A 24,390-nucleotide genomic window follows, 5' to 3' on the forward strand; every position below is an offset into this window, starting at 1 on the left:
AAACTCCTTGATCAACGGGGGCGGAGGGCTCGCTGGGGCCCGCGGGGGGTTAGGCGTCGACTGGGGAGGGGGCGGTCAGGTTGGCGCGGGCGAATGCCAGGGCTTCGCGGAGGTCGGCCTCGCGGACGGCGCGGCTCTTCGCGCCGCGGGTGGTCACCTCGACGGCCACCGAGCCGGTGAAGCCGCGCCCGGCCAGCGAGCGGAGCAGCTCGGCGCAGGGCTGGCCGCCCCGCCCGGGCACCAGGTGCTCGTCGCGCCCCTCGCCGGTGCCGTCACCCAGGTGCACGTGCGCCAGCCCGGCGCCCATCCGGTCCGCCATCGCCAGCGAGTCGGTGTGCGACGCCGCGCAGTGCGACAGGTCGAGGGTGTACGAGGCGTACCCGGTCTCGGTCGGGTCCCAGCCGGGCACGTACGGCACGAACTGCCGGCCGGCCATCCGCACCGGGTACATGTTCTCCACCGCGAAGCGGAGCCCGGTGAACCGCCCGGCGACCTCGTCCAGCCCCTCGGCGAAGTTCCGGGCGTAGTCGCGCTGCCAGGTGAACGGCGGGTGCACCACGACGGTCGGCGCTTCCAGGGTCTCGGCCAGCTCGGCCGCCTTGCGCAGCCGCTCCCACGGGTCGGGGCTCCACACCCGCTGGGTGACCAGCAGGCAGGGCGCGTGCACCGACAGCACCGGCACGCCGTAGTGCTCGGAGAGGCCGCGCAGCGCGCCGGCGTCCTGGCTGACGGCGTCGGTCCAGACCATCACCTCGACGCCGTCGTAGCCGAGCGCAGCGGCCAGCTGGAACGCCGCCGCGGTCCGCTCAGGGAAGACCGAGGAACTGGAGAGGAGCACCGGGACGCGGGAAGTCACGCCCCTCAGGGTAGCCGGGTTTCCCGCACCACTTCAGGACGAGCATCCCCAAATCGCTCGGAACGGCCGGCGCGGATCACATCGGTTCCAGCTGATCCAGCCGCCGGAGGATGACGCCCTCCCGCAGCGCCCAGGGGCAGATGTCCAGCGACGGCACGTCGAGCCGACGCATCACCGCCTCGGCCACCACCGCCCCGGCGAGCAGCTGGTGGGCGCGCCCCGCGCTGACCCCCTCCAGCTCCACGAGCTGGGCCGGCGGGATGTGCCGGATGAAGCCGATGACCTGCCGCAGCCCGGGCCGGCTGAGGCTGCGCCGGGCCCACAGACCGGCGCTCGACGGCGCGGCGCCGGCCAGCCGGGCCAGCATCCGGAACGTCTTCGAGGTGGCGACCGGGCGCTCCCAACCCACCCCGGTCAGCTTCTCCACCACCCGGTCGAGCTGGGCGTCGACGTACTCCCGCAGCTCCTCCACGGCGTCGGCGGAGGGTGGGGCGGTGCCGGCCGGGTCGACCCGCAGCCGCTCCCGGCTCAGCCGGCCGGCACCCAGCGGCAGCGACTCGGCCACGTCCGGGCCCTCGTCGATGCCGGCGGCCAGCTCCAGCGAACCGCCGCCGATGTCCATCACCAGCAGCCGCCCCGCCGACCAGCCGAACCACCGCCGCACCGCGAGGAAGGTCATCCGCGCCTCGTCCGCGCCGGAGAGCACCTTCAGGCGTACGCCGGTCTCCTCGCGGACCCGGGCCAGCACCTCGGCCGCGTTGGTGGCGTCGCGTACCGCGGAGGTGGCGAAGGCGAGCAGGTCGTCGGCGGCCAGCCCGGCGGCGGCCGCGCGGGCCATCCCGACCGCCTTGACCAGGCCGTCGGCACCCGCCTCGGTCAGCGCGCCGTCCGGGCCGATCTGCTCGGCCAGCCGGAGCACCACCTTCTCGGAGTGCGCCGGCCAGGGGTGGGCGCCGTGGTGGGCGTCGACCACCAGCAGATGCACCGTGTTGGAACCGACGTCGAGGACACCCAGTCGCATCCTTCGACCCTAGGGCCAACACGTTTGCGCGGCTCGCCGGCCCGCGACGGTCACCCCGCGTAGGCTGGTCCGGGTGACGAGCGAGGTGGAACTGCGGGTGCTGGTGGACGACCCCGACGACCCGCGCAGCCGCGAGGTGGGGTTGGACTTCCCCCGCGAGTGGATCGAGTTCACCGACCCGGCCGACGAGAAGCACCTGGTCCGCGCCGACCTGACCTGGCTGCTCTCCCGCTGGACCTGCGTCTTCGGCAAGGGCTGCCACGGAATCGTCGCCGGCCGAGCCGCCGACGGCTGCTGCTCGCACGGGGCGTTCTTCACCGACTCGGACGACGAGAAGCGGGTCCGCAACGCGGTCAAGCGGCTCAGCCCGTCGACCTGGCAGCACTTCCGCCGCGGCTTCAAGAACTGGACCGAGAACGACACCATCGACGGCAAGAACCCGGCCCGGCGCACGGCCACCCAGGGGCCCGACGCGCCCTGCGTCTTCCTCAACGACGCCGACTTCGCCGGTGGCGGCGGCTGCGCGCTGCACGCCCAGGCGCTCCGGGACGGGGTGCACCCGCTGGAGTACAAGCCGGACGTCTGCTGGCAGCTGCCGATCCGCCGGGACCAGGAGTGGAGCAAGCGCCCGGACAACACCAAGGTGCTGGTCTCCACCCTGTCGGAGTTCGACCGGCGGGGCTGGGGTGCCGGCGGGCACGACCTCGACTGGTGGTGCACCTCCTCCACCGACGCGCACGTCGGCACCGACCCGATGTACGTCTCGTACGGCCCGGAGCTGACCGCGCTGATCGGCACCCCCGCGTACGCGAAGCTCGCCGAGCTCTGCGCGGCCCGGCTCCGCCAGGGCCAGATCGCCCCCCACCCGGCCAGCGGGGCCTGACCCCGCCCCGGGCTATCCCGCCCGGGTGCCGACCGGCAGGACGACCACGCCGTCCTCGTCGCTGTGCACCTGCGCGCCCGGCGCGAAGTCACAGTTGCCGAAGGAGACCGGCACGTCCCGCTCACCGGCGCCGGTCTTGCCGCTCTTACGCGGGTTGACGCCGAGCGCCTTGATGCCGATCGGCAGCCCGGCCAGGGCGGTGACGTCCCGGACCGCGCCGTTGATCACCACGCCGGCCCAGCCGTTGCCCGCCGCGGTCCCGGCGATCAGGTCGCCCATCAGCGCGGTGTGCACCGACCCGCCGCCGTCGACGACCAGCACCCGTCCCTCGCCCGGTTCGGCGACGATCGACTTGAGCAGGGCGTTGTCCTCGAAGCAGCGGACCGTGACGGCCGGCCCGGCGAAGGCGCGGACGGCACCGAACTGACGCAGCTGGGTGTCGCAGGAGCCCAGCGCGTCGCCGTACCGGTCGTAGAGGTCGGCGGTGGGGGTCGGCATGGTGGTCCCTCTCTCAGTCGGATGGTGTCTGGTGCAGGCCGGTCGCGGCGACGGCCGCGCCGGCCAGTCCGGCGGCGGTGCAGGCGAGCACGCCGGCCGCCCCGGCGCCGGCGGCGAGCGCGCCGGCCGCGCTCGGGATCACCACCTGGCCGAGCCGATTGCCGGTGAGCCGCAGGGACATCGCCCGGCCGCGCAGCCCCGGCGGGGCCGTCTCGGCCAGGAACGACATGGTCAACGGCTGGCCGGCGCCCAGGCCCCACCCGGCGACCGTGACCACCACGGCCATCGCCCAGAGCGGCAGGGGCGGCAGCAGCAGCCCGAGGCCGGCGGCGGAGAGCGCGACGGTGCCGATCAGCACCGCCCGACGGCCGACGGCGGCGACCAGCCGGCCGAGCAGCAGCCGCGAGGCCATCGAGGCGACCGCCCGCAGACCCAGCAGGAGGCCGACCGAGCCGGCCGCGATGCCCCGCTCCGCACCGAGTGCGGGCAGGTAGACCAGGGTGATGTCGACCGCCGCGAGGACGACGCAACTGACCGCGAGGGCGCGGACCAGTCCGGGTTGGCGGAGCAGGCCGGCCACTCCCCCGGCGGTCGAGCCGGCGGGCTGCCGGTGGTGGGGCGACGGGCGGAGGAAGGCGGCGGCGGCCAGCAGCGGCACGGTGAGCGCGGCGGCGCCGAGGAAGATCGCGCCGGTGTCCGGGATCGTCCGGTCGCCGCCGAAGGCCACGATCAGCCCGGGGCCCAGCGCCTGGCCGAGCGAGGCGGCGAAGGTGTAGTAGCCGAACGCCGCGTCGTAGCGGTCCGCCGGGGTGCGGTTGGCTACCAGGGCCTGCTGGCCGACCACCGCGCAGAGGTGACCGGTGCCGAGCACCATGCTGGCGACGACCAGCCCGACGACCGAGTCGGCGAGCAGCAGGAAGCAGGCGGCGGCCACGGCGAGCAGGCCCGAACCGGCCAGCACGATCCGGCGCTCGCCGAACCGGTCGACGGCGTGGCCAGAGGGCACCGCGAGCACCAGCGGAACCACGGCGAAGCTTGCCCCGAGCACGCCCAGCCAGGCCGCCGGCACGTCCAGGTCGAGCGCCCGGTAGGTCGACGCGGGGCGGAGCATGAAGGTGACCGCCTGCACCACGACGGTGTGCGTGAGTAGCAGACCGACCTGGGCCCGCCCGGGGATCCCCGAGTCCCCGGGCGGCACTCAGTCGGCCTTCACCGCGAGCACCGGGCAGGGCACCCGGAGCAGGATCTCCTGCGCGGTCGATCCCATGATCAGCTTGCCCACCGGGGTACGGTGTCGAATCCCGATCACCACCAGGGACACGTTCTCCGCCTCGACGATCTCGACGATCTCCTCAGCCGCGTCCCTGCCCCGGACGAGTTGCCGGACGGTGTGCGGCACCCCGTCGGCGGCCAGCTCGCGGACCACCCGTTCCAGGTCGCCCTCCTGGGCCAGCCGCGGGTCGACGTACGCGTCACCGCGCGAGGTGTTCACCACCAGCACCGGCTCGTCGCGGAACCTCGCCTGCTCGATGGCGGCGTGCAGGGCCGCCTCGCCGAGCGGAGAGGGCACGTATCCGACGAGGATGGTCATGCGGCTACCCGCCTTTCACGAATCGGTCTCACGACGAACCGGCCGATCACCGGCCAGAGCACCACCATCAGCACGATCGCGTACATCAGCCAGGACACCCAGCCGCCGATCAGGCCGTGCAGCTCGCCGCCGGAGAGCTGCAGCGCCCGGCGGCCCTGCAGCTCGGCTCGCGGGCCGAGGATGACGCCCACGATCAGCGGCAGGATCGGCAGCCCGAAGCGCCGCATGCCGAAGCCGAGCAGGCCGAGGGTCAGCAGCAGGAACAGGTCGAACGGCGAGGCGTTGACCGCGTACGCGCCCATCGAGGCGAAGAAGAGGATGCCGGCGTAGAGGTACGGGCGGGGGATCCGCAGCAGGCGCGCCCAGGCCGGGGCGAGTGGCAGGTTGAGCACCAGCAGCAGCAGGTTGCCGATGAAGAGGCTGGCGATCAGCGTCCAGACCAGCGCGGACTCCCGCTCGAAGAACAGCGGACCGGGCTGGAATCCCCACTGCTGGAGGGCGGCCAGCATCACCGCTGCGGTGGCGTTGGTGGGCAGGCCGAGGGCGAGCAGCGGCACCAGCGTGCCGGCGGCCGAGGCGTTGTTGGCCGCCTCCGGCCCGGCGACACCCTCGATCGCGCCCCGGCCGAACTCCTCCGGGTGCTTCGACAGCTTCTTCTCGGTGACGTACGACAGGAAGGTCGGGATCTCCGCCCCACCGGCCGGCACCGCGCCGAACGGGAAGCCGAACGCGGTACCGCGCAGCCACGGCTTCCAGGACCGCTTCCAGTCCTCCTTCCCCATCCACGGCTGGCCCACCGGGATCACCTCGGCGGCCCGGCGGCGCAGGTGGGCGGCGATCCAGAGCGCCTCGCCGACGGCGAAGATGCCGACCGCCACCACGACGATGTCGATGCCGTCGGCGAGCTGCGGGATGCCGAGGGTGAGCCGCTGCTGACCGGTCTGGTCGATCCCGACCACGCCGATGATCAGGCCGAGCAGCAGCGAGGCGAAGCCGCGCACCCGGGACGCGCCGAGCACCGCGGTGACCGCCACGAACGCGAGCAGCATCAGCGCGAAGAAGTCGGGCGCGCCGAGGCTGATCGCGAACCGCACCACCGGCGGGGCGACCACCACCAGCAGTAGGGTCGCGATGGTGCCGGCGACGAACGAGCCGATGGCGGCGGTGGCCAGCGCCTGCGCGGCCCGGCCGGCCTTCGCCATCTTGTTGCCCTCGATCGCGGTCACCACAGAGGAGGACTCGCCTGGGGTGTTGAGCAGGATCGAGGTGGTCGAGCCGCCGTACATGCCGCCGTAGAAGATGCCGGCGAACATGATCAGCGCCTGGATCGGCTCCATCCCGTAGGTGACCGGCAGCAGCAGCGCCACCGTCATCGCCGGCCCGATGCCGGGCAGCACGCCGACGGCGGTGCCGATCGTCACGCCGAGCAGCGCGAACAGCAGGTTCATCGGGGTCAGCACGTTGGCGAACCCGTCGAGCAGATTGCCGAGGTTGTCCATCTACAGGATCCCTTGCAGCACGCCGGCGGGCAGGTTGACCCCGAGCCCGATGGCGAAGGCGTAGAACGTGATCAGCGACAGCGCGACGGCGATCAGCAGGTTCCGGACGTAGTGGCGGTTGCCCAGCGCGTAGGCCGAGCCCCAGAAGAGCAGCGTCCCGCTGATCACCCAGCCGAGCCGGTCGATCAGCACCGCGTTGACCAGGAACGCGCCGATCAGCAGCAGCACGGTCCGCCAGTCGATCGGGCTGCTCAGGTCGACGTCCTCGCCGGCCTCCGGCTCACCGGTGCCACCGCGGGCCACGTCCACCGCGTAGATCGCCGCGACGATGAGCAGCAGCACCCCGAGCAGGATCGGCACCGGCTTCGGGCCGATCGGGTCGGCGCTGCTCACCGCGTGTCCGATCCGGGTGGCGTCGGCGATGACCAACCCGCCGACCAGGGCGAGGAACGCGCAGACCCCGTACTGGGCGCGGTCCGGCCGACGCGCCGGCTCCGGGTCGGCCGGCGTGGCCGGGCCCGTCCCGGCCGACGCCGGTGCCGGCGCCGCGGGAGTACGCTCCGCGCCCGCCGCCGTGGACTCGCCGACCGGGGTGGTCTCCTCCGGGCCGGCCGGCTGGGCCGGCACCGGGGTAACGCCCGACCCGGCGCCGGTCGCCGACCGGGGCGGCGGGTCGCCGCCCCGGTCCGGTCGGGTGGTCATGCCGCTCATGCCAACCCGAGCTGCTTGAGCACGTCGGCCACTGCCTTGTCCTGCTCGGTGAGGAAGGTGCCGAACTCGTCGCCGGTGATGAAGGCGTCGGTCCAGCCGCGCTTGGTCAGCTCGGCCTTCCACTCGTCCGACTCGTGCATCTTCGTCAGCGCGTCGATCCAGACCTTCTTGTCGGCGTCGCTGATACCGGGCGGCGCGACGATGCCCCGCCAGTTGGTGAAGACCAGGTCGATGCCGGCGGACTTGAGCGTCGGCACGTCCTTGAGCGCGTCGATCGGCGCCTCGCTGGTCACCGCGAGGACCCGGATCTGGCCGGCCTCGACCTGGTCGAGGAACTCGCCGAAGCCGCTGGCGCCGAAGGCCACCTTGCCACCGAGCACGGCCGGCAGCAGCTCGCCGCCGCCGTCGTACGAGACGAAGTTGACCTGGCGCGGGTCGATGCCGACGGTCTTGGCGAGCTGCATCGGCAGCAGGTGGTCGGGGCCGCCCGGCGAGGAGCCGCCACCGACCGCGAACCCCTTCGGGTTGGCCTTCCAGGCGGTGACCAGGTCCTGGATCGTCTTGTACGGGGAGTCCTTCGGCACCACGATGGCGCCGGCCTCCTCGATCAGCTTGGCCAGCGGGGTGGTCTGGGTCAGCGTCGCCTTGGACTTGGAGGTGTACGAGGCACCGACCACGCCCAGCCCCATCTGCATGGCGAGCTTGCCGTTGCCCTTCTCGTTGACGGTGCGCTGGAGGCCGACCGTGCCGCCCGCGCCTGGCAGGTTGAAGACCTGCACCCCGGTGGCGATCTTGGCGTCCTCCATCACCTTGGCCGCGGTGCGCGCGGTGGTGTCGTACCCGCCGCCGGGGGTGTTCGGCACCATCAGCCGCAGCCCGGTGGCCGGCTTGCCGTCACCGCCGCCGGACGAGCCCTCGTTCTTGTCGGCGGTGGCGCCGCACGCGCCCAGCGCCAGCGCCGTGGCGGCGGCGACCCCCACGACCAGCAGTTTTCTCCGAGTTGCCATCATGTTTCTCTTCCATTTCGAAGGAGTCCGGCGGCAAGATGATGACCCCCGGGCGGACCCCCTGTCTGCCTTCTGTCACCAGCGGAAATTGAGGTCTTTGTGGTCGCGGTCACGCCCCGCCGCACGTTGGCCGGGCAGTTGCTCGTACTCCAGCTCGCGATCATCGTGGTCGTGCTGGTGGCGGTGGCCGCCGTCTCGCTGGCCCAGTCCGAGGCGACCTTCAACCGGGTCGAAGGGCGGCGGGTGGCCGCTCTCGGCGAACAGCTCGCCGTGAACCCGCTGCTGCGCGACCGGCTCGACGAGCCGGCGCCGGCGGAGCTGGTCGCCCCGCTGGTGCAGACCGCGCTGACCCAGTCCGGGGTGACCTCGGTGACCGTGGCCGACGCCCGGGGCCGGGTGGTCAGCTCCACCGACCCAACCCTGGTCGGCGGCCCGCTCCCGCTCGGGGAGCCGGAGGTGGCCCAGGGCGGGAGCTGGTTCGGCGAGCTGGCGGTCGGCGACTCGCCGGAGCTGGTGGCCCAGGTACCGGTGATCGGCAGCGACGGCCTCGTGAAGAAGAACGTCGGCAAGCACCTCGGGGTGGTGATGATCGGCGAGGCCGCGCCGCCCTGGTCGGAGCGGCTGGTCGGCGCCTCGTCGTACCTCTTCACCTACCTGGGCATCGCCAGCCTGCTCGGGGTGGCCGGGTCGTGGCTGCTGGCCCGGCGGATCAAGCGGCAGACCCTGGGCCTGGAGCCGCGGGAGATCGCCGGCCTGGCCGAGCACCGGGAGGCGCTGCTGCACGGCATCGCCGAGGGGGTGATCGCGCTCGACCCGCAGCAGCGGGTCACCCTGGTCAACGCGGTCGGCCGCCGGCTGCTCGACCTGCCCGAGGACTGCCTCGGCCGCAGCCTCACCGCCCTGGGGATCTCCGGTCGGCTGCGGGACGTGCTGGCCGGCGTCGGCAACGGCCCGGAGGCCCGCGACGAGGTGGTGGTCCGGGGCGGTCGGGTGCTGGTGATGAACCGGATGACGGTCGCCAAGGACGGCCGCCGGCTCGGCTCGGTGACCACCCTGCGGGACCGTACCGAGCTGGCCCGGCTGGAGCAGGAGATCGGCTCGTTCCGCAGCACCACCGAGCTGCTCCGGGCGCAGACCCACGAGTTCGCCAACCAGCTGCACACCATCTCCGGGCTGATCCAGATCGGCGAGCACGACGAGGTGGTCCGCTACGTCGACGCGCTCAGCCGGCACCGGGCGTCGCTGGACCTCACCGTGACCAGCCGGATCCACGACACGGCGGTGGCGGCGCTGCTGATGGCGAAGTCCGCGTTGGCCGCGGAGCGCCGGGTGGAGCTGCGGATCTCCGAGCGGACCGGCCTGGACCGGCTGGCGCCGGAGGTCGCGGCGGACGTGGCGACAGTACTGGGCAATCTGGTCGACAACGCGGTGGAGGCGGTGGCCGCCGGCCGGGAGGGCGCGACCGGCGGTGACCCGGAGCCCCCCGCCTGGGTGGAGGTGGAGCTGCGCCGGGACGCCTCGTCGGTGGAGATCGTGGTCCGCGACTGCGGTCCGGGAATCGCACCGGAGCTGGCCAAGGAGGTCTTCACCCACGGCTTCACCACGAAGGCGGCCCGGGGCGGCGAGCGGGGCATCGGGTTGGCACTCACCCGGCTGGTCTGTCACCGTCGCGGCGGCGAGGTGGCGGTGACGAACACCGAGGAGGGCGCGATGTTCACGGCCCGGATGTCGGTGGCCGGCACCCTGGAGGGGGTCCGGTGATCGACGTACTGGTGGTCGACGACGACTTCATGGTGGCCCGGATCCACCGGGGCTTCGTGGAGCGGATCGACGGTTTCCGGGTGGTCGGCACGGCCAGCACCGGCGAGCAGGCCATCGCCGCGGTCGACGAACTCCGCCCCGACCTGGTGCTGCTCGACCTCTACCTGCCGGACATGTTCGGCCTGGACGTGGTGGCCCGGCTGCGGGCCGCCCGGCACGACTGCGACGTGCTGGTGATCAGCGCGGCCCGGGAGGCGGAAGCGGTCCGCCGCGCGGTCCGCTACGGCGCGGTCAACTACCTGCTCAAGCCGTTCGGCTTCGACGAGCTGCGCACCCGGCTGGAGCAGTACGCCGCCCGCCGCAACGCGCCGCGTGCCACCACCGTGGCCGACCAGGCCGACGTGGACCGGGTGCTGTACCGCAGCGCAGCGCACATCGCCACCTCGGCGCTGCCCCGTGGGCTCAGCGCGGAGACCGCCGAGCTGGTGGAACGCGCCCTGCGGGAGCACACCGGGACGCTCTCGGCGGCCGAGTGCGCCAACCGGGTCGGCATCTCCCGGGTCAGCGCCCGCCGCTACCTGGAGCACTTCGCCGACAGCGGGCGCGCCGAGGTCGCCCTCCGGTACGGCTCGGCGGGCCGCCCGGAGCGTCGGTACAGCTGGGTGGGCTGACGGCCTACGGCTCGAACTTGTAGCCCAGCCCACGCACGGTGACGATGAACCGGGGCGCGGACGGCTCCGGCTCGACCTTGGAGCGCAGCCGCTTGACGTGCACGTCCAGCGTCTTGGTGTCACCGACGTAGTCGGCGCCCCAGACCCGGTCGATCAACTGGCCCCGGGTGAGCACCCGGCCGGCGTTGCGCAGCAGCAGTTCGAGCAGCTCGAACTCCTTGAGCGGGAGCTGCACCGCGGCGCCGTCGACGGTCACCACGTGCCGCTCGATGTCCATCCGGACCGGGCCGGCGGCGAGGGTCGGGGCGCCCGACTCGGTGACCTCGGGGCTCTGCCGGCGCAGCACCGCGCGGATCCGGGCCACCAGCTCCCGGGGCGAGTACGGCTTGGTGACGTAGTCGTCGGCCCCGATCTCCAGGCCGACCACCTTGTCGATCTCGCTGTCCCGGGCGGTGACCATGATGATCGGGACGTGCGACCGCTGCCGCAGCTGCCGGCAGACCTCCGTCCCGGACATCTCCGGGAGCATCAGGTCGAGCAGCACGATGTCCGCGCCGGTCCGGTCGAACTCGGTGAGGGCGGAGGGGCCCGTCGCGGCGACGGACACCTCGAAGCCCTCCTTGCGGAGCATGTAGGACAAGGCGTCGGAGAACGACTCCTCGTCCTCGACCACCAGAACGCGGCTCAAGGGGTGTTTCCTTTCCTTACGCGGTCAGACCTGCCGGAGCTCGGCCGGGCCGGCCTCGATACCAGCGGACGGCAGTATCGTCTCCAGGTCCTCCGGGGGGCGGGCGGGTAGCCGGAGGGTGAACGTCGAGCCCCCTCCCAGAGTGCTCGCCACCTCCACCCGTCCGCCATGGTTGCTGGCGATGTGTTTGACGATGGCCAGGCCGAGGCCGGTGCCACCGGTGGCGCGGGAGCGGGCCTGGTCGGCCCGGTAGAACCGTTCGAAGATCCGGTCGACGTCGGTGGGGGCGATCCCGATGCCCTGGTCGGTGACGGAGATCTCCACGTGCTCGTCGTCGGCCCGGGTGGTGACCCGGACGGTGGTGCCCTCCCCGGAGTAGTTGACGGCGTTCTCCACCAGGTTGGCCACGGCCGTGGCGAGCTGGCTGTCGCTGCCGTAGACCGTCAGCCCCTTCTGCCCCTCGGTGACCACCTGGATCCGCTGGGCGGCGGCGGTCGTCCTGGTCCGGTCCAGCACCTCGGCGATCACCCAGTCCACCGCGACCGGTTCGGGGGCCGGCTGCGGCTCGGCGCCCTGGAGCCGGGTCAGCTCCAGCAACTCCTGCACCAGCCGCCCCAGCCGGGTCGACTCGTGCTGGATCCGCTCGGCGAAGCGGCGGGCGGCGACCAGGTCCTCGGAGAGGTCGGGTGCGCCCTCGCCGGCCGGCTCGGTGGCGTCCAGCAGGGCCTCGGCGAGCAGTTGCAGCGCGCCGATCGGGGTTTTCAGCTCGTGGCTGACGTTGGCCACGAAGTCGCGGCGGACCCGGGCCAGCCGGTGCGACTCGGTGACGTCGGCCGCCTCGACGGAGATGAATCCGGCGCCGAGCCCCATCGCCCGCAGGTGCACGCCGAGTGGGTTCTCCCCGGCGTTGTCGCGACCACGGGGCAGGTCCAGCTCGATCTCGCGACGCACCCCCGTGCGCCGGACCTGGCCGGCGAGGGTACGGATAAGCGGGTGCGCGGCGATCGAGCCCGGGGTGGCGCCGGTGCGGAGCAGACCCATCGCGCGGGCGGCCGGGTTGACCAGGACCGGGACGTCGTCCGGGTCCAGGACCACCACGCCGGCGCGCAGCGAGTCGATCGTCTTGCGGCCGAGCCCGGGGGGCCCGCCCTGCTGGTCGTCGGGAATCGCGAGCCTCCCCATGCTCGTGCGGGAGCCGTCACTCCCCGGGGACGCCCTCCGGCGCCACCGCGATCCGGCGAACCGGGGCAGCAGCAGGCCGGTGACCAGTCCGGTCACCAGCGCCACGGCCACCACGATCGCCACCGCCCACTCCACCCGGCGATCGTAGGGTCATTGTTAACCTGGCGACCGCACAGAACGGGACGAACCACTCTCACTTACGGCAATGTTCACGTCCGGGCCCCGCGTCGTTCACCCGGGTTCATCCCCGGTCCGCACGCTGCGCCTACGGTTGGTCGCGCACCTGCCCACACGTGCCCTCGGGACCGGCCATCCGGCCCCCCGGTGGCCACCGACCCCAGGAAGTGACGATGCGCGACGAGTTCCGGGCCGACCTGCAGATTGTCAGCCAGCTGCTGGTGGACATGGCGGAGGGGGTGCGCGCCGCGATGCGCCAGGCCACCCGCGGCCTGCTCACCGCCGACCGTGAGGCGTCCGAGGCCGTGATCGCGCGGGACGCCGAGATCGACGACCTCTACCGGCACGTCGAGGAGCGGGTCTGCGACCTGCTGGCTCGCCAGGCGCCGGTCGCCTCCGACCTGCGCGCGATGATCACCGCGCTGCACGTCGCCGCCGATCTGGAGCGGATGGGCGACCTCGCCGACCACGTGGCGAAGACGGCGTTGCGCCGGCACCCGTCCCCGGCCGTGCCGGCCGAGCTGCGGCCGGTCTTCACCGACATGGCGGCGATCGCCGACCGGATGGCCGAGAAGATCGGCCAGGTGCTGGCGAAGCCCGACGCCGACCTCGCCGCCGAGCTCGACCGCGACGACGACACCATGGACGACCTGCACAAGAGTCTCTTCGGGGTACTCCTCGGCGAGGACTGGCCGTACGGGGTGGAGACCGCGATCGACGCCACCCTGCTCGGCCGCTTCTACGAGCGGTTCGCCGACCACGCGGTGAACGCCGGCGAGCACGTGGTCTACCTGATCACGGGGGAGACGACGGCCTCGCCGAACTGAGCCGGGCATGACGAAGGCCCCGGGGATCCCGGGGCCTTCGTCGTGCCGGTCAGCGGCCCTGGTTGGCCACCGCGGCGGCGGCGGCCTTGGCGGCGTCCGGGTCGAGGTACGTCCCGCCGAGGATCTGCGGGCGCAGCTGCGGGTCGAGGTCGTAGCGCAGCGGGATCCCGGTGGGGATGTTCAGCTTGGCGATCGCCTCGTCGGAGATCTGGTCGAGGTGCTTGACCAGGGCGCGCAGCGAGTTGCCGTGCGCGGCCACCAGCACCGTCCGGCCGGCCAGGATGTCGGGCACGATCGAGTCGTACCAGTAGGGCAGCATCCGCTCGACGACGTCCTTGAGGCACTCGGTGCGCGGCATCAGCTCGGTCGGCAGCAGCGCGTAGCGCGCGTCGCCGACCTGCGAGAACTCGTCGTCGTCGGCGATCGGCGGCGGCGGGGTGTCGTACGACCGGCGCCAGAGCATGAACTGCTCCTCGCCGTACTCCTCCAGGGTCTGCTTCTTGTTCTTGCCCTGCAGGGCGCCGTAGTGCCGCTCGTTGAGCCGCCACGACCGGCGCACCGCGATCCAGTGCCGGTCGGCGGCGTTCAACGAAAGCTCGGCGGTGCGGATCGCCCGGCGCATCACGCTGGTGTGCACCACGTCGGGCAGCAGGCTGTGCTCGCGCATCAGCTCGCCGCCGCGGCGCGCCTCCGCCTCACCCTTGGCGGTCAGGTCGACGTCGACCCAGCCGGTGAAGAGGTTCTTCGCGTTCCAGTCGCTCTCGCCGTGCCGCAACAGGACCAGCGTCCCGACGGTGGGCCCCTCGCTCGCAGTCATACGGATCATCCTGCCGCACGTCGCCGGAGGACACGCGGGCAGTGGTCGTGACGACCACCACGTGGAAAAACCGATGACCCGCGCTCCGGGGCGGCACTAGGTTGTAAGGCGCTTGGACCGATGCGGTCATTACGGGGAGCGGGGGCGCCGGAGTGCGGACGATGCGGGGTTGGTTCCGGGACACCACGGGCGGGCTACCGAGGACCTTCTGGTACCTCTGGACCGGCACCCTGATCAACCGGCTCGGCTCGTTCGTCCTGGTCTTCCTCGCCATCTACCTGACCCGGGAGCGCGGCTTCTCCGCCTCCCAGGCGGGCCTGGTGCTCGGCCTCTGGGGCGTCGGCGGCGCGGTCGGCACCACGATCGGCGGCACCCTCGCCGACCGCTGGGGACGCCGGCCCACCCTGCTCACCGCGCACCTCGGCGCGGCCACCATGATGCTGGCGCTCGGCTTCGCCCGGGAACTGCCGACGGTGGCCGCGGGGGCGTTGCTGCTGGGCTTGTTCGCCGAGGCGGCGCGGCCCGCGTTCGGCGCGATGATGATCGACGTGGTGCCGGAGAAGGACCGGCTGCGTGCCTTCTCGCTGAACTACTGGGCGATCAACCTGGGCTTCGCCTGCGCCGCGGTGCTCGCCGGGTTCGCCGCCCAGGCCGGCTACCTGCTGCTCTTCGTGGTCGACGCGGCCACCACGGTGATCACCGCGCTGATCATCTTCACCCGGGTCCGGGAGACCCGGACGGCCGCCGCGCCCACCGCCCAGCAGGGCGCCGGGGCCCCGCGCGGCGTGCTGCGGACCATCCTCACCGACCGGGTCTACCTGGGCTTCGTGGTGCTCAACCTGTTCGGCGCGCTGGTCTTCCTCCAGCACATCTCGATGCTGCCGATCGCGATGGGCGACTCCGGGCTGAGTCCGGCCACCTACGGCTCGGTGATCGCGCTCAACGGCGTGCTGATCGTGGTCGGCCAGCTCTTCGTACCCCGGCTGATCCGGGGCCGGAGCCGGTCGCACGTGCTGGCGCTGGCGTCGGTCGTGATGGGCGTCGGCTTCGGCCTCACCGCGTTCGCCGACGCCGCCTGGTTCTACGGCCTCACCGTGCTGATCTGGACGCTCGGCGAGATGCTCAACTCGCCCTCCAACTCCACCCTGATCGCCGAGCTCTCCCCCGCCGCGCTGCGCGGCCGCTACCAGGGTGTCTTCTCGCTCTCCTGGCAGGTCGCCGCCGCGGTCGGCCCGGTCCTCGGCGGCCTGGTCCGCGAGCAGCGCGGCAACGCCACGCTCTGGCTGGCCTGCGCCGCGATCGGCGGCCTGATGGCGGTGGCCCACCTGGTCTCCGGACCGGCGCGGGAGCGGCGGGCCGCCCAGCTCCGGGTGCCCAGCGAGCCGGTCACGCCGGCCGCCGTCGTCCAGCCCCCGGCGCCCGCGGTGGCCGAGGCCGCTGCGACCGCGCCGGCCGAGCCCGTCCCGGCCCGCACCCCCGCCTGAGTACGCGCCGAGAGCCGCCCGCCCGCTACCGGGGCCCGGCCGGTGAGCTTGAACACGCTGGCGCGACAGGGCCCCACTCCCTAGGGTCCGGAAGGAGCAGTTAACAAACCTTCCTGGAGGGGCGGGTACGAGTGGTGCGGCGCTGGTGGCGGGAGACGGCCGGCGGGCTTCCCGCCACCTTCTGGTACCTCTGGGCCGGGCTCCTGATCAACCGGGCGGGCGCGTTCGCCGTGCTCTTCCTGTCGCTCTACCTCACCGCCGAGCGCGGCGCCTCCGTGGCGCTCGCCGGCGCGGTGGTCGGGGCGTACGGGGCGGGCGGGGCGGTCGGGGTGCTGCTCGGCGGGGTGCTGGCGGACCGTTGGGGACGGCGCGCCACCCTGCTCGCGGCACACCTGGGCGCGGCCGCGCTGATGGTCGCGCTGGCCCTCAGCCGAGATCTCGCGCTGGTCGCCGTGCTCGCCGCGCTGGTCGGGGTGGCGCACTCGATGCCGAGTCCGGCCTTCGTCGCGGCGATCGTCGACGTGGTCCCCGCGCCGCGTCGGTCCCGGGCGTTCAACCTCCAGTTCTGGGCGTTCAACCTGGGCATGGCGGTGGCCTCGCTGCTGGCCGGCCTGCTGGCCGAGGCGAGCTTCGTCGCGCTCTTCCTGGTCGACGCCGCCGCCACGCTCACCGCCGCCGCCCTGATCGCCGTCAAGGTTCCGGAGACCCTGCCCGCGCGTCGGGCCGCGCCCGTGCCGGCACGGCGACCGGCCGGGCTCGCCACGGCACTGACCGACCGGACCTTCCTGGTCTTCGTCGGGCTCACCTTCGTGCTGGCCGTGCTCACCATGCAGACCTCGACGATCATGCCGCTGGCGATGCGGGCGGACGGTCTCGGTCCGTCCGCGTACGGGGTGGTGGTGGCGCTGGGCGGGGCGCTGATCGTGCTGGGGCAACTCTTCGTACCCCGGTTGATCGACCGGCACCGCAAGGACCGGGTCCTGGCGGCCTCCACCGGCCTGCTCGCGGTGGGCCTCGGTGCGCTGGCCCTCGCCGACCAGCTCTGGGTCTACCTGGCCGCCGCGGTGGTCTGGACGGTCGGCTCGATGCTGGCCGCGCCGCCGAACGCGCAGATCAACGCCGACCTGGCCCCGCCCGAGCTGCGGGCCCGCTACCAGTCCGTCTTCTACCTGACCTTCCCCGCGGCGTCCTTCGTCGCGCCGACGCTCGGCGGGGTGAGCCTGCAGCACCTGGGCAGCGGGCACTGGCTGGTCGTCTGCGGCCTGGGGTTGTTCGCCGCGGTCGGTCACCTGCTGGCCGGCCCACCCCGCGAACGCCGGGTGGCCGCCCTGCGCGCAACCGAGCGGAAGCGGAAACCGGAACCCGCGCCGGCGGGCTGAGCGGCCACAGCTGAGACCGGCCACCGGGCCAGGCGGGACGCCGGGGAAACGGCGAAGCGCCCACCCCGACCGTGGTCGTGGTGGGCGCTCGCACCGCTTGCCCGGCGGCGGCGGGCGACACTCACCCCCGTAAGCGTCGCCCGCTCGCGCCGCCGGTTCCACGGGTGGCACCGTCCCCCAACGGCGTGTTCCACCCGTTTCGTGCGCCTCGCTCGGTGCACGGATCTGATCGATCCGCCGCTCCCCCGAACGTTTCCGAGCGCGGCGCGGTGCAATAAAGTTAGTTCGCCCGGATTCCGGATTCAACCCGGATCCTCTGTCTCGCCGGTCACAACGCGGCTGTCCGGAAAGTCCAGCGTCCCTGCTCCGGGCCTCGGTGGTGCCAACACGCGGCTACCCGGCAGGCATTCCCGTAAACCCTCAGGCGTCCTCCCGATCTGGGGACTCCGTACGGAAGAAGTTGCTCTGCCGGCCGTCGCGCAGCTGCTCCTGGTAGATCAGGTTCAGCCCGCGTGAGTCGAATGTCCGGAACCAGTCGTCCCAGCTGACCGCCCGGATCCGGCTGCTCTCCCGGTAACCGGGGAGGTCGAAGGTCAGCACGCCCGGCCGGCCCTCGCGCTCGGTACCGGCGATGGTGGCCGGCTTCGCGCCGCGGGCCGCGGCCCAGTTCTGGATCACCTCGTGGTTGGTGGTGACCAGGCTGCGCCCGGGGCGCTCGGGCCGGTCCGCAGGCGAGGTGATCAGCTGCGACGACCGTACCGAACGGGCGGTCGTCCGGCCGGTCCGCGCGCCGGTGGCGGCGGGTGCGGCCGTGATCCGGGACGTCGGGCCGGCCCCGGCCCTGGACGCCTTCGCCGGCGCGGTCTTCGCCCGGCTCGGCGCCGCCTTGGCGCGGGACGCCTTGGTGGGCGCCGCCTTGGCCCGGGCCGGTGCCGCCTTCGCCCGGGACGGCGCGGCCTTCGCCCGGGACGGCGCGGCCTTGGACGGGGCCGCCTTCGCGCGGGACGGGGCCGCCTTGGCGCGGGACGGGGCCGCCTTCGCGCGGGACGGGGCCGCCTTGCGCGCGGGCGCGGGGGCGGCCTTCGCCCGCGCGGTGGCGGCCTTCCGGGCACCGGCCTTGGCGGCCGTGCTCTTCTTCGTGGCGGCGGCCCGCCCGGCCGGCCCGGTGCTGCGCCGCGCCGCGCCGCCGCGGCCCTCCGCGCGCATCGTCCGCGCCAGCGTCTTCACCAGCTCCGGCTTGCGAAGCGCGGAGATACCGGAGACACCCCGCCGGCGCAGCTGCCCACGGATGTCGTCCACCTTCATCCGGGAGATCTCCGACTCGGAGATGCCCGGGGTGTTCGGGGTCTGGTTGCCCTGCTTGGTCCTGGTCGCAGTTGCGCCGCGACCTGAGCTGCTCCGCTGAGCCATGACACGCTCCTCGACAGTCCGTCTCGGCCTGCGGCGGGTCCCAAACTGCCGCACCGCAGCGGTGCGGCATACCCGTCAGGACCGGTCCGAACCTCCGGCGGACGGTTCAAAGAGGTGAGCGAAGGCGGCGAGGTTGGCGGTGGACTCGCCGCGCTTGACCCGCCACTCCCATTCCCGCCGGATCGAACTGCCGAAGCCGATCTCCAGCATGGTGTCGAAGGACTCGTCGGAGTAGGTGAGCACCGCGCCGAGCAGCCGGTCCAGCTCGTCGGCATCGACGCCCGCCAGGTTGACCCGGCCGGTGAGGTAGACGTCGCCGACCGCGTCGATGGAGAACGCGACACCGTACATCCGGGCGTTGCGCTGGAGCAGCCAGGCCCAGAGCTCCTCGCGCCGCTCGTCGGGCTGGCGCATCACGAACGCCTCGACCCGCAGCGCGTGCTCGCCGACGATCAGGTTGCAGACCGTCTTGAGCTTGTGCGTGCCGGGCAGGGTGACCGCGTAGGAGCCGTCACCGGTCGACTCCCAGTCCAGCTCCCGCTCGGTGCAGACGGACTCGATCAGGGCGGCCAGGTCGCTCTTCGCGCTCATCGCACCCACTCTACGGGCGTACGCCGACGGCCACCGGACGACGAAAGGTGGCCCGGGTCACCAGGAGCAGGACATCGCCGGGTCACCGGCGAGCTGGGTCGCCAACCGGCCCCGGTGCTCGGCGATCGCCTCCCCGTAGACCGCGAGCAGCCCCGAGACGGTGCGCTCCCAGGAGAAGTGGCGGGCGTGTCGGGCCGCACCCCGGGACAGCTCGTCGCGACGCCGCCGAGCCGGCAGCAGGGCACCGAGGGTACGGGCCCAGTCGACCGGGTCGTGGCCGTCCACGAGCACCCCGCTGACCTGGTCGCGAACCGCGGTGACCAGGCCGCCGACGGCCGCCGCCACCACCGGCGTACCGCAGGCCTGGGCCTCCAGGGCGACCAGCCCGAACGACTCGTTGTACGACGGCACCGCGACCAGGTCGGCGGCCTGGTACAGGGCGGGCAGGTCGTCGCCGGTGCGCGGCGGCAGGAAGTGCACCCGGTCGGAGACGCCGAGCGAGCCGGCCAGCTCGATCAGCGCGGTGGGCCGGTCCAGCCCGCTCCCGCTGGGGCCGCCGCAGATCACCACGGTCAGCTCGGCGGCGAGGGCAGGGTCGCGCTCGCGCAGCGCGGCGATCGCCCGGATCAGCACGTCCGGGGCCTTGAGCGGCTGGATGCGACCGACGAAGGCCACCACGTACCCCTGGGTGGGCAGCCCCAGCCGGCGGCGGGCGGCGAGCGCCGCCGCCGCCCGGTCCCCGGCGGCGGGGCGGAACCGGTCCAGGTCGACGCCCGGCTCGACCACGGTGACCCGGGCCGGGTCGGCGTCGTAGCGGCCGATCAGGTCGTGCGCCTCCACCCGGGTGTTGGCCACCAGCCGGTCGGCCTCGGCGACCACCTGCTCCTCGCCGATCACCCGGGCCTTGGGCTCCGGCCGGTCACCGGCGGCGAGCTGCGCGTTCTTCACCTTGGCCAGGGTGTGCGCGGTGTGCACCAGCGGCACCCCCCAGCGCTCCTTGGCCAGCCAGCCCACCTGCCCGGAGAGCCAGTAGTGCGAGTGGATCAGGTCGTAGTGGCCCGGCGGGCGGGCCGCCTCGGCGCGCAGCACGCCAGCGGTGAAGGCGCAGAGCTGACCGGGGAGCTCCTCCTTGGTCAACCCTTCGAGCGGGCCGGAGGTGATGTGCCGGACGTGCACGCCGGGGGCCATCTCCACCACCGGGGGCAGGTCACCGGAGGTGGCCCGGGTGAAGATCTCCACCTCGACGTCGGCCTCGGCCAGCCGCCGGGCGACCTCCAGGATGTAGACGTTCATGCCGCCCGCGTCCCCGGTGCCCGGCTGATGCAGCGGCGAGGTGTGCACGGAGAGGGTCGCGATCCGCCGGGGCCGGGGCCACGGTCGCGCACCACGCTGCCGCCCGACGCCGGTGTGCAATTCCGCCACGTCCGCTCCCTCTGTCACGGTTGTTGCCGTCCGCACTACCGGCGCTTCTCGGTCAACCTCCACGCCGGATGTCATCTTCCCCATCGGGGTTCGGAAATGCTTTCCTGCGGGGCTTCGGCGTGACGGACCTCATCGCCCGCCCCTCGGCGCGGTTCGCCGGGGCGGGGGTCACAATTGCCGGATGACCTCTGTCGCAATCGTCACCGGGGCGTCCAGCGGGATCGGCGCGGCGACCGCGCGTCGGCTGGCCGCCGAGGGTTTCCACGTGCTGGCCGCCGCCCGCCGGGCCGACCGGCTGGCCGGCCTGGTCGCCGAGATCGAGGCGGCCGGTGGGACCGCCACCGCGGTGACCTGCGACGTCACCTCCGACGAGTCGGTGGCCGGGCTGGCGTCCGCAGCGGCGCAGGCGCCCGGGCCGGTCACCCTGCTGGTCAACAACGCCGGCGGCGCGCGGGGGCTGGACCCGGTCGAAGCCGGGTCGGTAGCCGACTGGCAGTGGATGTACGACGTGAACGTCCTGGGCACCCTCCGGGTCACCAAGGCGCTACTGCCGGCGCTGGAGGCCTCGGGCGCCGGCACCATCGTGATCGTCTCCTCCACCGCCGGTTTCACCGTCTACGAGGGCGGCGGGGGCTACACCGCGGCGAAGCACGCGCAGACCGCGATGGCCGGGACGCTCCGGCTGGAACTCTGCGGTCGGCCGGTCCGGGTGATCGAGATCGACCCCGGCATGGTGCGGACCGACGAGTTCGGCCTGGTCCGGTTCGACGGCGACGCGGACAAGGCCGCCGCCACCTACGCGGGGGTGCCCGAGCCGCTGGTCGCCGAGGACGTCGCCGACTGCGTCGCCTGGTGCGCGACCCGCCCGCAGCACGTCAACGTGGACCGGCTGGTGGTCCGCCCGCTGGCGCAGGCCGCCCAGCACAAGGTGCACCGGGTCGGGCAGTGAGCCCGCCCCGCGGGCCCGGCGGTGCCGGGTGGAGGCCGGGCTGGTGAAGCCGTTGGGGGTGGTCACCCGGGGGACGACCAACCCGAACCGGCTGCGGCGGGTCGACAACTGGATCGTCGAGACCTGCGGCGACCGGCTCCGCGCGGCGGCCGACCCGCTGGCGGTCGACCTCGGGTACGGCGCGACCCCGGTCACCGCCGTGGAGCTGCGCGCCCGGTTGGCCGCCGGGGTCCGCGCCGACGTGCGGGTGGTCGGGCTGGAGATCGATCCGGTACGCGTCGCCGCCGCCCAGCCCGCCGCCGACCCGCCGGGGCTGACCTTCGCCCGGGGCGGCTTCGAGCTGGCCGGGCTGCGTCCCGCCCTGGTCCGGGCGTTCAACGTGCTGCGCCAGTACGACGAGACCGAGGTGGCCGACGCCTGGCGGGCGATCACCGGCCGGCTCGCTCCCGGCGGGGTGCTGGTCGAGGGGACCTGCGACGAGCTGGGCCGGCTGGGTGGCTGGCTGCTGGTCGACGCCGAGGGGCCGCGCACGCTCACCCTGGCCGCCCGGCTGACCACCCTGACGAGTCCGGCCCAGCTGGCCGAGCGCCTGCCCAAGGCGCTGATCCACCGCAACGTCCCCGGCGAGCGGGTGCACGACCTGATCCGCGCTCTCGACGACGCCTGGCAGGCCACCGCCGGCTACGCCCCGTTCGGCCCCCGACACCGGTGGGTGGAGACCGTCCGCACCGTCCGCGCCTCGGGCTGGCCCATCGAGCACCGCCCCCGCCACTGGCGCCAGGGCCACCTGACGATCCCCTGGCCCGCCGTCGCCCCCGCCGACCCCGGGGTCAGATGACGCAGTTGATCAGGACGGGTTCGGGGTGGAGGGTGACGCCGAAGCGGTCGTGGACGCCGTCGCGGATCTCGCGCGCAAGGGCGACCAGGGCGGCGGTGCTCGCCGTACCGGAGCGGTTGGTCAGGGCGAGGGTGTGCTTGGACGAGATGGCCACGCCCTCGGGGCCCGGGTGGCCCTTGGCGAAGCCGGCCTTGTCGATCAGCCAGGCCGCGCTGACCTTCACCACGTCGCCGGCGCCCGGCCAGTTCGGCGGCTCGCCGAGGTCGCCGGCGCGCTCGCGCAGCAGCTCGTACGCCGACCGTTCCAGCACCGGGTTGGTGAAGAACGAGCCCACCGACCAGGTGTCCGGGTCCTCGGCGTCAAGCACCATGCCCTTGCCGGCGCGCAGCTTCAGCACGGTCGCCCGGGCGTCGGCCAGCTGCACCCGGTCCCCCACCTCGACGCCGAGCGCCCGGGCGAGTTCGGCGTAGCGGACCGGCCCGGAGAGCGGCGAGCGTTCCAGCCGGAAGTCGACCGAGAGCACCACCCAGCGGTCGCTGTACTTGAAGATGCTGGACCGGTATGCGAAGCCGCAGTCCGCGGCGTCGATCCGGCCGACGCTGCCGTCGGTGCGGTCGTAGACCTGGACGCCGGTGATGATCTCGGCGACCTCCTGGCCGTACGCCCCGACGTTCTGGATCGGGGTGGCGCCGGCCGAGCCGGGGATCCCGGAGAGGCACTCCAGGCCCGACCAGCCGTTGGCGACGGTGGCGGCGACCAGGTCGTCCCAGGGCTCGCCGGCCTCGACCCGTACCGTGACGGTGGTGGCGTCCTCGGCGACCACCCGCAGCCCCCGGGACCGGACCAGCACGACCGTGCCGGGGAAGCCCTCGTCGCCCACGACCACGTTGCTGCCGCCCGCCAGGACGAGGACCGGCTCGTCGCGCCGCTGCGCCTCCCGCACCTTCTGTACCATTTCGTCGGCGTTGGTGGCGGTCTCGAGCCGGGCGGCGGCACCGCCGAGCCGGAGTGTGGTGTACCGCGCGAGGGCGGCGGAACCGGCCGGTCCGGCGTCGGTTGTCGGTTTGGCGTAGACGTCTGACACGCCTTTCACCCTAGGCTGAGGGGTAGCCGCGGCACCCACTGGTGGCCCGGTCACCCCCGGGAGGATTTGCGATGAGCAGACTGCACGGCACGAAGGACTTCTGGATCGGGGCGCTGCGGGCCGACGGGCCGGCATTCGCCGCCGCGGTCGCCGACGCTCCGCCGGAGACACCGGTCCTCTCGTGTCCGGGCTGGACCGTCGCCGACCTGACCCTGCACCTCGCCGGCATCTACCACTGGGTGCACTCGTTCGTCAGCTCCGGCGACATCACCCAGCCCGCCCGCCGTGACGCCGCCGGCCTCCCTGCCGGGGTGAGTCCGCTCCAGCTCTGGCAGCACGGGTACGACCAGCTGATGGCCTGCTTCGACGCCCTGGACCCGGAGGCGCCGGCGTGGAACTGGGCGCCGCAGCCGAAGAAGGCGGGGTTCTGGCCGCGCCGGATGGCGCACGAGACGGCGGTGCACCGCTGGGACGCCCAGCTCGCCATCGCCGCCGGTGAGCCGATCGAGCCCAAGCTCGCCGCGGACGGGGTGAGCGAGGTGCTCGACACCTGGCTGCCGGCCGGCCGGCGGCGCACGCCGGGCCAGTGGCACGGGGTGGTGCAGCTGACCGCCACGGACGCCGCCCAGGACTGGTACCTGCGGCTGCGCGGCGAGGGGGTGGCCCTGCTCGACACGGCCACCGTCTTCGGCCACGACGACCACCATGCCCGGGCGCAGGTCACCGGCACGGCCAGCGACCTGCTGCTGGCGCTCTGGGGCCGGGTCAGCTTCGACAGCCTCGGCGTGGCCGGCGACCGCTCGCTGCTGGCGGGGCTGCGCACCGGCTGATCCCCGCCCGCGGCCGAGGAGGAGCGGCTGTCCCTGACGGGGACGGCCGCTCTTTTGCGTGTCCGCACCTCGACGAGGCGGAACGGGCGGTTCCCGATTGGTGAGAGAGCGCTCTCTTGACAGAAATTCGGCGACCCACCACCCTGTCGTGAGAGCGCTCTCAGTACCGGCGGACCGGACCCGGTCGACGGTCCGGGGAGCCGCTTCTTCCCAC

The 24,390-nt window shown here is 73.4% G+C and carries 24 protein-coding genes; 9 read left to right on the forward strand and 15 right to left on the reverse strand.

Annotated elements, in window-relative coordinates:
* Positions 1 to 49: 49 nt before the first annotated feature.
* Together AC5RWQ_RS24540 and AC5RWQ_RS24545 are read right to left on the reverse strand one after the other, a co-directional pair.
* Positions 50 to 856 (reverse strand): sugar phosphate isomerase/epimerase family protein, encoded by an 807-nt coding sequence (locus tag AC5RWQ_RS24540; protein ID WP_494285006.1) that lies wholly within the window; start codon positions 854 to 856, stop codon positions 50 to 52.
* 76 nt (positions 857 to 932) lie between these two features.
* Positions 933 to 1,877 (reverse strand): Ppx/GppA phosphatase family protein, encoded by a 945-nt coding sequence (locus AC5RWQ_RS24545; RefSeq protein WP_494285007.1) that lies wholly within the window; start codon positions 1,875 to 1,877, stop codon positions 933 to 935.
* Positions 1,878 to 1,950: 73 nt separating this feature from the next.
* Between AC5RWQ_RS24545 and AC5RWQ_RS24550 the strand changes: the two genes are divergently transcribed.
* Positions 1,951 to 2,760, forward strand: coding sequence for a DUF3109 family protein (locus AC5RWQ_RS24550; protein WP_494285008.1), 810 nt, complete (start codon positions 1,951 to 1,953; stop codon positions 2,758 to 2,760).
* Between the two features lie 12 nt (positions 2,761 to 2,772).
* Here AC5RWQ_RS24550 and rraA read toward each other — a convergent pair whose 3' ends face one another.
* Genes rraA through AC5RWQ_RS24580 form a run of 6 tightly spaced genes read right to left on the reverse strand, consistent with a single transcriptional unit; the run spans position 2,773 to position 8,066 of the window.
* Positions 2,773 to 3,258: a ribonuclease E activity regulator RraA gene (gene rraA / locus AC5RWQ_RS24555; RefSeq protein ID WP_494285009.1), complete on the reverse strand. Its 486-nt coding sequence runs from the start codon at positions 3,256 to 3,258 to the stop codon at positions 2,773 to 2,775.
* A 13-nt stretch (positions 3,259 to 3,271) separates the two neighbouring features.
* Entirely contained in the window at positions 3,272 to 4,456 is a 1,185-nt protein-coding gene (locus tag AC5RWQ_RS24560) for an MFS transporter (RefSeq protein ID WP_494285010.1), read from the reverse strand.
* Positions 4,457 to 4,849: a universal stress protein gene (locus tag AC5RWQ_RS24565; RefSeq protein ID WP_494285011.1), complete on the reverse strand. Its 393-nt coding sequence runs from the start codon at positions 4,847 to 4,849 to the stop codon at positions 4,457 to 4,459.
* Positions 4,846 to 6,348, reverse strand: a complete 1,503-nt coding sequence (locus AC5RWQ_RS24570) for a tripartite tricarboxylate transporter permease (RefSeq protein WP_494285012.1) — start codon at positions 6,346 to 6,348, stop codon at positions 4,846 to 4,848. Before AC5RWQ_RS24570 ends, AC5RWQ_RS24565 begins: the two co-directional genes overlap by 4 nt.
* Entirely contained in the window at positions 6,349 to 7,050 is a 702-nt protein-coding gene (locus AC5RWQ_RS24575; RefSeq protein ID WP_494285013.1) for a tripartite tricarboxylate transporter TctB family protein, read from the reverse strand.
* A gap of 5 nt (positions 7,051 to 7,055) precedes the next feature.
* Positions 7,056 to 8,066 carry a Bug family tripartite tricarboxylate transporter substrate binding protein gene (locus tag AC5RWQ_RS24580; RefSeq protein WP_494285014.1) on the reverse strand — a complete coding sequence of 337 codons (1,011 nt, stop codon included), beginning with the start codon at positions 8,064 to 8,066 and terminating at the stop codon, positions 7,056 to 7,058.
* A 99-nt stretch (positions 8,067 to 8,165) separates the two neighbouring features.
* Between AC5RWQ_RS24580 and AC5RWQ_RS24585 the strand changes: the two genes are divergently transcribed.
* Positions 8,166 to 9,827, forward strand: a complete 1,662-nt coding sequence (locus AC5RWQ_RS24585; protein WP_494285015.1) for a sensor histidine kinase — start codon at positions 8,166 to 8,168, stop codon at positions 9,825 to 9,827.
* A complete protein-coding gene (locus AC5RWQ_RS24590) occupies positions 9,824 to 10,498 on the forward strand; it encodes a response regulator (RefSeq protein WP_494285016.1) in 675 nt (224 codons plus the stop codon). Before AC5RWQ_RS24585 ends, AC5RWQ_RS24590 begins: the two co-directional genes overlap by 4 nt.
* Before the next feature lie 4 nt (positions 10,499 to 10,502).
* Here the strand turns inward: AC5RWQ_RS24590 and AC5RWQ_RS24595 are convergent, their stop codons facing one another.
* Together AC5RWQ_RS24595 and AC5RWQ_RS24600 are read right to left on the reverse strand one after the other, a co-directional pair.
* Positions 10,503 to 11,186, reverse strand: a complete 684-nt coding sequence (locus AC5RWQ_RS24595; RefSeq protein WP_154941669.1) for a response regulator — start codon at positions 11,184 to 11,186, stop codon at positions 10,503 to 10,505.
* A gap of 24 nt (positions 11,187 to 11,210) precedes the next feature.
* Positions 11,211 to 12,482: a sensor histidine kinase gene (locus tag AC5RWQ_RS24600; protein ID WP_494285063.1), complete on the reverse strand. Its 1,272-nt coding sequence runs from the start codon at positions 12,480 to 12,482 to the stop codon at positions 11,211 to 11,213.
* Between the two features lie 236 nt (positions 12,483 to 12,718).
* Between AC5RWQ_RS24600 and phoU the strand changes: the two genes are divergently transcribed.
* Entirely contained in the window at positions 12,719 to 13,372 is a 654-nt protein-coding gene (gene phoU, locus AC5RWQ_RS24605) for a phosphate signaling complex protein PhoU (protein ID WP_494285017.1), read from the forward strand.
* 49 nt (positions 13,373 to 13,421) lie between these two features.
* Here phoU and AC5RWQ_RS24610 read toward each other — a convergent pair whose 3' ends face one another.
* The gene (locus AC5RWQ_RS24610) at positions 13,422 to 14,189 is read right to left on the reverse strand and encodes a phosphoglyceromutase (RefSeq protein ID WP_494285018.1); all 768 of its coding nucleotides are present in this window, start codon (positions 14,187 to 14,189) and stop codon (positions 13,422 to 13,424) included.
* 152 nt (positions 14,190 to 14,341) lie between these two features.
* On the opposite strand from AC5RWQ_RS24610, the gene AC5RWQ_RS24615 reads away from it, so the two are divergent.
* Together AC5RWQ_RS24615 and AC5RWQ_RS24620 are read left to right on the forward strand one after the other, a co-directional pair.
* The gene (locus AC5RWQ_RS24615) at positions 14,342 to 15,673 is read left to right on the forward strand and encodes an MDR family MFS transporter (RefSeq protein WP_494285019.1); all 1,332 of its coding nucleotides are present in this window, start codon (positions 14,342 to 14,344) and stop codon (positions 15,671 to 15,673) included.
* A 134-nt stretch (positions 15,674 to 15,807) separates the two neighbouring features.
* Positions 15,808 to 17,052 (forward strand): MFS transporter, encoded by a 1,245-nt coding sequence (locus AC5RWQ_RS24620; RefSeq protein ID WP_494285064.1) that lies wholly within the window; start codon positions 15,808 to 15,810, stop codon positions 17,050 to 17,052.
* A 420-nt stretch (positions 17,053 to 17,472) separates the two neighbouring features.
* On the opposite strand, the gene AC5RWQ_RS24625 is transcribed toward AC5RWQ_RS24620, so the two are convergent.
* From AC5RWQ_RS24625 to mshA, 3 genes are all read right to left on the reverse strand, one after another.
* A complete protein-coding gene (locus AC5RWQ_RS24625; RefSeq protein ID WP_494285065.1) occupies positions 17,473 to 18,357 on the reverse strand; it encodes a hypothetical protein in 885 nt (294 codons plus the stop codon).
* Between the two features lie 180 nt (positions 18,358 to 18,537).
* Positions 18,538 to 19,053, reverse strand: coding sequence for a type III secretion system chaperone family protein (locus AC5RWQ_RS24630; RefSeq protein WP_494285020.1), 516 nt, complete (start codon positions 19,051 to 19,053; stop codon positions 18,538 to 18,540).
* Between the two features lie 57 nt (positions 19,054 to 19,110).
* Positions 19,111 to 20,475, reverse strand: coding sequence for a D-inositol-3-phosphate glycosyltransferase (gene mshA / locus AC5RWQ_RS24635; RefSeq protein ID WP_494285021.1), 1,365 nt, complete (start codon positions 20,473 to 20,475; stop codon positions 19,111 to 19,113).
* 181 nt (positions 20,476 to 20,656) lie between these two features.
* Here mshA and AC5RWQ_RS24640 point away from each other — a divergent pair, with 181 nt between their 5' ends.
* Both AC5RWQ_RS24640 and AC5RWQ_RS24645 read left to right on the forward strand, forming a co-directional pair.
* Positions 20,657 to 21,424: an SDR family oxidoreductase gene (locus tag AC5RWQ_RS24640; RefSeq protein WP_494285022.1), complete on the forward strand. Its 768-nt coding sequence runs from the start codon at positions 20,657 to 20,659 to the stop codon at positions 21,422 to 21,424.
* Positions 21,425 to 21,464: 40 nt separating this feature from the next.
* Positions 21,465 to 22,262, forward strand: coding sequence for a class I SAM-dependent methyltransferase (locus AC5RWQ_RS24645; RefSeq protein WP_494285066.1), 798 nt, complete (start codon positions 21,465 to 21,467; stop codon positions 22,260 to 22,262).
* On the opposite strand, the gene AC5RWQ_RS24650 is transcribed toward AC5RWQ_RS24645, so the two are convergent.
* On the reverse strand, positions 22,255 to 23,346 hold the full coding sequence (locus AC5RWQ_RS24650) for a UDP-N-acetylmuramate dehydrogenase (protein WP_494285023.1): 1,092 nt from the start codon (positions 23,344 to 23,346) through the stop codon (positions 22,255 to 22,257). The two genes, AC5RWQ_RS24645 and AC5RWQ_RS24650, sit on opposite strands and share 8 nt — an antisense overlap.
* A gap of 71 nt (positions 23,347 to 23,417) precedes the next feature.
* Here AC5RWQ_RS24650 and AC5RWQ_RS24655 point away from each other — a divergent pair, with 71 nt between their 5' ends.
* Positions 23,418 to 24,176, forward strand: coding sequence for a maleylpyruvate isomerase family mycothiol-dependent enzyme (locus AC5RWQ_RS24655; protein WP_494285024.1), 759 nt, complete (start codon positions 23,418 to 23,420; stop codon positions 24,174 to 24,176).
* Positions 24,177 to 24,390 lie beyond the last annotated feature (214 nt).

The organism is Micromonospora sp. BS32 (assembly GCF_059089345.1).